The organism is Streptomyces africanus (assembly GCF_002150735.1).
GTDB lineage: Bacteria > Actinomycetota > Actinomycetes > Streptomycetales > Streptomycetaceae > Streptomyces > Streptomyces africanus.
Genome location: NZ_MUKA01000412.1, coordinates 22,615 through 28,614 on the forward strand (window position 1 = coordinate 22,615; position 6,000 = coordinate 28,614).

The window sequence follows — 6,000 nt, forward strand, 5'->3', positions numbered from 1 at the left end:
CGCGCGCCCGTCGTGCGGCCCGCCGGGCGCTGGGGAACCCTTGAGGTGGAGGTGGCGATGGACCCCGTCGAGGCACTGGACCGGATCGCCTTCCTGCTGGAGCGGTCCCTGGCACCGACCTACCGCGTGCGCGCCTTCCGTACGGCGTCCCGGGTGCTGAAGGAGCTGGGCGAGGACGAGGTGCGCCGGCGGGCGGACGCCGGGTCGCTGGAGTCGCTCAAGGGGGTCGGGCCGAAGACCGCGCAGGTGGTGCGGGAGGCACTGGCCGGTGAGGTGCCGGGTTATCTGCGCAAGCTGGAGGGCGAGGCGAAGGAGCCGCCGGCCGTACGGGGCGGCGAGCGGCTGCGGGCGCTGCTGCGCGGCGACTGCCATCTGCACTCCGACTGGTCGGACGGCGGCAGTCCGATCGAGGAGATGGGCCGGGCCGCGGCGGCGCTGGGGCACGAGTGGGCGGCGCTGACCGACCACTCGCCGCGTCTGACGGTGGCCCGCGGACTGTCGGCCGAGCGGCTGCGGGAGCAACTGGACGTGGTGGCGGAGCTGAACGAGACCTGGGCGCCGTTCCGGCTGCTGACCGGCATCGAGTGCGACATCCTCGAGGACGGCTCCCTCGACCAGGAGCCGGAGCTGCTGGACCGGCTCGACGTGGTGGTGGTGTCGGTGCACTCCAAGCTGCGCATGGACGCCCGGTCGATGACCCGGCGGATGGTGGCCGCGGTCCGTGACCCGCACTCGGACGTGCTCGGGCACTGCACGGGGCGGCTGCTGACCGGGCGGGGGCGGCCGGAGTCGGAGTTCGACGCGGACGCGGTGTTCGCGGCGTGCGCGCAGACGGGCACGGCCCTGGAGATCAACAGCCGGCCGGAGCGGCTCGACCCGCCGCGGCGACTGCTGCGCCGGGCCGTGGACGCGGGGGTGCTGTTCTCGGTCGACACCGACGCGCACGCGCCGGGGCAGCTGGACTGGCAGATCAACGGGTGCGCGCGGGCGGAGGAGTGCGGGGTGCCGCCGGAGCGGGTGGTGACCACGTGGTCCCTGGACGAGCTGCTGGCCTGGACCCGTGAGGGGCGGGTGCCGTCCGGCGTGGCGGGCGGCTGAGGTGGTACCCGGTGGTACCCGGCCGGGCGCAGAGCGGGCTCAGAGGAAGGGATCGTACGCATGGCGAAGGCGGAACGGGCTGCCGTGTTCGACGTCGACGGCACGCTGGTCGACACGAACCATCTGCACGTCGTGACGTGGTGGGAGGCTTTCCGGCAGGCGGGCCACGACGTGCCGATGCACGCCGTTCACCGGGCCGTGGGCCTGGCCTCCACCGACCTCGTCGCGCACCTGCTCGGCGAGGACCGGGACACGGACCAGGACGCGGCGATCAGCGCCGCGCACAAGGCACTGTACGGGCAGTACTTCGATCGGCTGCCCGCGCTGCCCGAGGCGGGGGCGCTCCTGCGGCGGCTGCACCGGGACGGCTGGGCCGTGGTCCTGGCCACCTCTGCCGGTGGCGCCGAGCTGAGCGCGCTGCGCCGGGCGATCGACGCGGACGACGCCATCACCGCCACGGCCAGCGCCGACGACGTGGACGAGGGCAAGCCCGCCCCCGAGCCGGTCGAGCACGCCCTGGAGCTGGCCGGGGTGCCGGCGGAGCGGGCGGTCTTCGTCGGCGACACCGTGTGGGACATGCGGGCGGGCAGCCGCGCCGGAGTGCGCTGTGTGGGCGTCCTGTGCGGCGGCATCCCGCGCACCGACCTGGAGAAGTCCGGCGCGGACGCGGTCTACGCCGACCCCGCGCACCTTCTGTCCTCCCTGCGGGAGAGTCCGCTGGCATGAGGCGGCGTGAAACCCTGAGGCACTCGGATACTCGCAGCGCATGACGCTTGTGACGAGTGTGGTTCGGCGGGCGGCTCACGCCTTCGGCCGCCGCAAGGACGAATCCGCGACGGCGAACGGCACCGGCCCCTCCGGCGGGCCGACCCGGGGGACGGGACCCGACAGGACGACTGACAACCCGTCGGCCAGAGAGACGCGAGCCGACGAGACGAGTGACAGCCAGGCAGCGCGGGAGGCACGGCCGGACGCGGCGACGACGGACGACGCGTCGGCCCGGGAGGCCGGGTCCCACCGAGCGACGGACAGCCGGGCAGCCGAGGAGACACCGCCCCGCAAAGCAACGGACACGCAGACGGCCCAAAAGGCACCGCCCGACAGGGCGACCGACAGCCCCTCGGGCCGGGAAGACCGGAAGGGCGGGGAGACCCGGGCCCGCAGCGCGGTGGACAGCCGGGTGGCCGCCGATGCCCTGCGGGAGCGGATGGAGGATCTCGGGCAGGGCGTCCGCTCCGCGCGGCCGCTGGACGCCGTGGGGCGGGAGGCGCGGCGGGTCGTGGAGGCCGTGCGGGCCGCCTGGCGGGAGCCCGGGCGGGAGCGGGACCTGGTCGTCCAGTCGCTCAAGGCCGCCGCGGCGGCAGTGATCGCCTGGCTGGTGGGCGGCGTCTGGATGGGCGACCCGCTGGCGCTGATGGCCCCGTGGGTCGCGGTGGTCCTGGTGCAGGCCACCGTCTACAGCTCGCTCGTGCAGGGCGCACGCCAGTTCGGCGCGATCTGCGTCGGCACCGTGCTGGCCTCGGCGACGCTGGCCCTCACCGGCGACACGACGGGCGCGCTCGCCCTGTCCGTCCCCGTGCTGATGCTGCTGTCGAACTGGCCCCGCTTCGGCGACCAGGGCATCTACGCGGCGACCACGGCGCTGTTCACCCTCACCTCGGGCATGGCCGGCCTGGACGGCGTCGGGCACCGGGTGGGGCAGGCGGCGCTCGGCGCGGTCATCGGCGTCACCGTCAACGCGCTCGTGCTGCCGCCGATCCATCTGCGCGACGTCCGGGAGAACCTGGCGACCCTCGCCCGGGAATCGGGCGAGGTGCTGCGCTGCGTCGCCGCGGACCTGCACGAGGGCGACTGGGACGCACAGACCGCCGCCGGCTGGCTCAACGCCTCGGCACGGCTGGAGCACCATCTGGAGGCGTTGCGCTCGGCGCGCCGCTGGAGCCAGGAGAGCCTGCGCCTGACCTACGGCCCGCTGCGCGCCCTGCACCGCGTTCCGCACATGCCCCTGCCGCCGCCGGACGAGGACGAACGCCTCAGCCGCGTCACCGGGCACGTCACCGCCCTGACCCGGGCCCTCGCGGTGGCCGTGGACGGCAAGCGCACGCCCGCCCCGCCCGAGGGCGCGGCCCTGCGCTCGTACGCGGACCTGCTGGACATGATCGGGGAGGTCTGCAACGCGGAGGCCGACCGCCTGCTCAACGGCAGCGTGGAGCCCCGCCCGGACGACGACAGGGAGGAGAGGATGCGGGAGCTGCACCAGTACTTGCAGGACAGGCTGCGGGAGCACGCCGGGCTGGGCGCCGAGCACACGGCGGTGCTCGGCACGCTGTTGCTCCAGGCCGAGAACCTGTGGGCCGAGATCCTCCCGGAGGACGAGGAGCGGTGACCCACATCACCGGGAAACAGGTCCGAGCCCGGAACACCCAGATGTAGTTACCCGTTGAACAACATGTGGGTGCGGAGGGGACGGTGTCCCCGGGCCGTACGTCCACCCCCTGAGCCGCCCCGGCCGTGATTCCCCCGTCCGGCCGGGGCTTTCCTCTGCCCGCGTGGGATCGGCTGCCCCGGTGCATTCGCCCCGGCCCGGGTACTCGGTCCTCTCCGAGGACGGTCGCGGCCGAGAGGAGCGGATGGTGAGCAGCGGAACAGGCATGAGGGTCGTCGTCACGGGCGCCACCGGCAACGTGGGCACCAGCGTCGTGCGCCTCCTCTCGGAGGATCCGGAGGTCACCTCCGTGCTGGGCCTGGCCCGGCGGATCCCCGACTGGTCGCCGCCGAAGACGGACTGGTCGGCGGTCGACCTGGCCTCCGAGGAGGCCGATCTGGCCGAGCAGTTCCAGGGTGCCGCCGCGGTGGTCCATCTGGCCTGGGCGTTCCAGCCGACGCACGACCCGGCGGCGACCTGGCGCACCAATGTGCTCGGCAGCATGCGGGTGTTCGAGGCCGTGGCCGAAGCGGGCGTGCCGGCGCTGGTGCACGCCTCGTCGGTCGGCGCGTACTCGCCGGGCCCGAAGGACCGGGCGGTGGCCGAGTCGTGGCCGACGCACGGCTGGCCGGACGCCGCGTACTGCCGGGAGAAGGCCTATCTGGAGCGCGCGCTGGACACGTTCGAGCGCGACCACCCCGAGACGCGAGTGGTGCGGATGCGGCCCGCCTTCCTCTTCAAGCGGCAGTCCGCAAGCGAGCAGCGCCGGATCTTCGGCGGGCGTTTCCTGCCCGGCCCGCTGGCCCGCCCGGAGCTGCTGCCCTTCCTGCCCGACATCCCGGGGCTGCGGGTGCAGGCGCTGCACACGGACGACGCGGCGAACGCGTACCGGCTGGCCGTGCACTCCGACGCCCGGGGTGCCTTCAATCTGGCGGCCGAGCAGTCGGTCGACGCACAGGTGCTGGGCGAGATGCTCGGTGCGCGCCCGGTGCGGCTGCCGCGCACCGCGGCCCGTTCGGCGATCGCCGCCGCCTGGGGCCTGCACCTGCTGCCCGCGTCCCCGCACCTGTTCGACGCGGTGCTGCGGCTGCCCCTGATGGACTGCACGCGTGCGCGTGCGGAACTCGGCTGGCGGCCGGAGCACGCGGCGACGGAGGTGCTTCAGGAGTTCCTCCAGGGCCTCCAGCAGGGCGCGGGCGCACGCACGGAACCGCTGCGGGGACGCAAGGTGGGCTGACCGCGGGCCCCGGGCCGGGACGACCGATGGCCGCAGCCGGCCCCCACGGTCGGCTGCGGCCATCGGCGCTCATACCGCCGGAGCGCCGAAGGACGCTCCGGCGGAGGATCAGGCGGAGGACTCGTCCGGCGCCGGATGCTCGGGGTGGACGGTTCCCGAGCGCGGTTCGCCCTGCCGTCCCGTCCCCGCTTCGTCGGTGTCGGGGACGTCGTCGGCAGGCTCGTCGGCCTCGTCCTCGTCGTCCTTGCGGTCCTTGCCGGTGCCCGTGAAGCGCGGGGCGACCTCCCACGGGTCCTCACCGGCGTCGGCCTGCTGGTCCGGCATGTCCCGCGGCACGGGGTCACCGTTCTCGCCGGGTCCTTCGAGGCGGTGGTCGGTCACGGCGTGCTCCCTTCACTGGGCCGGGCGCCACGCGAGTACCTCCGCGGTGACCTGGGAAACCTAGGCTGCCTCGATCTCCTCCAGGGCCGCGATCAGTTCCGGGGCGACCCTCTCCTGCACCCAGCGCTCCTGGTCCTCCCCGACCTCGCGCGGAATCGTCTCGGTGAGCATGATCAGGTACAGGTACGCGCGGTACAGGGCCAGCCGGAGGCGGGCGGGGGCGTCGAAGCGGGCCCGGCCGTCGGCCTCCCGGTAGCCCGCCAGGAACGCCTCGTCCCGTTCGATGTCGCCCAGCAGCGCCAGGGAGACGAAGTCGGCCAGGGGGTCGCCCCAGAACATGCGCTCGCCGTCGATGAGGCCGCCGATGCGGGCGTCGCCGCCCGAGCGGTCGACCAGGATGTTGCCCCGCCACAGGTCGAAGTGCACGAGGCACGGGACGGTGACCTCGTCGAGGGCGTCGTACGCGGACCGGGCGGTGCGGGCCACCGCGTCGACGGGGCGGGGCAGCCGCGCCCCGTAGCGCCGGGCGTCGTCGAGGACGGCGTCGAACATCGTCGTGAACGCGGTCCGCCAGTCGGGGGCGAGCGCGCCGAGGGCGCCGGAGGGATAGCCGAAGCCTGGGCCCGTCACGCGGTGCAGCAGGGCCGTCTGGCGGCCCAGCTCCGTGCGCAGTGCGCTCTGTTCCGCGTCGGTGAGCGAGCCGTCCCAGGAGTCGCCGGGGCAGGCCGTCATCAGCAGGAAGTCGTCCCCCATGGACACGAGCTGCGGTGCGGTGACTCCGGCGCGGGCGGCCGAGCGGTAGAACTCGGCCTCCGAGACGAGGAGCCGGCGCTCGTGGCGGAGGCCGAGTTCTACCGCT

General features: G+C 74.4%; 6 protein-coding genes. 4 read left to right on the forward strand and 2 right to left on the reverse strand.

The features are described from left to right. Positions 1 to 57 precede the first annotated feature (57 nt). The 4 genes from CCL05_RS38030 to CCL05_RS38045 all read left to right on the forward strand — a co-directional run bounded on the left by CCL05_RS38030 (position 58) and on the right by CCL05_RS38045 (position 4,760). Positions 58 to 1,098, forward strand: coding sequence for a PHP domain-containing protein (locus tag CCL05_RS38030; protein WP_107400568.1), 1,041 nt, complete (start codon positions 58 to 60; stop codon positions 1,096 to 1,098). 60 nt (positions 1,099 to 1,158) lie between these two features. Further along, on the forward strand, positions 1,159 to 1,824 hold the full coding sequence (locus CCL05_RS38035) for an HAD family hydrolase (RefSeq protein ID WP_086565191.1): 666 nt from the start codon (positions 1,159 to 1,161) through the stop codon (positions 1,822 to 1,824). 481 nt (positions 1,825 to 2,305) lie between these two features. Beyond that, the gene (locus CCL05_RS38040) at positions 2,306 to 3,484 is read left to right on the forward strand and encodes an FUSC family protein (protein ID WP_086565194.1); all 1,179 of its coding nucleotides are present in this window, start codon (positions 2,306 to 2,308) and stop codon (positions 3,482 to 3,484) included. 247 nt (positions 3,485 to 3,731) lie between these two features. Beyond that, a complete protein-coding gene (locus CCL05_RS38045) occupies positions 3,732 to 4,760 on the forward strand; it encodes an SDR family oxidoreductase (protein ID WP_086565195.1) in 1,029 nt (342 codons plus the stop codon). A gap of 108 nt (positions 4,761 to 4,868) precedes the next feature. On the opposite strand, the gene CCL05_RS38050 is transcribed toward CCL05_RS38045, so the two are convergent. After that, positions 4,869 to 5,141: a hypothetical protein gene (locus CCL05_RS38050; RefSeq protein WP_086565192.1), complete on the reverse strand. Its 273-nt coding sequence runs from the start codon at positions 5,139 to 5,141 to the stop codon at positions 4,869 to 4,871. Between the two features lie 60 nt (positions 5,142 to 5,201). Beyond that, positions 5,202 to 6,000 (reverse strand): phosphotransferase family protein (locus tag CCL05_RS38055; RefSeq protein WP_086565193.1); only part of this gene is annotated, 799 nt, incomplete at its 5' end.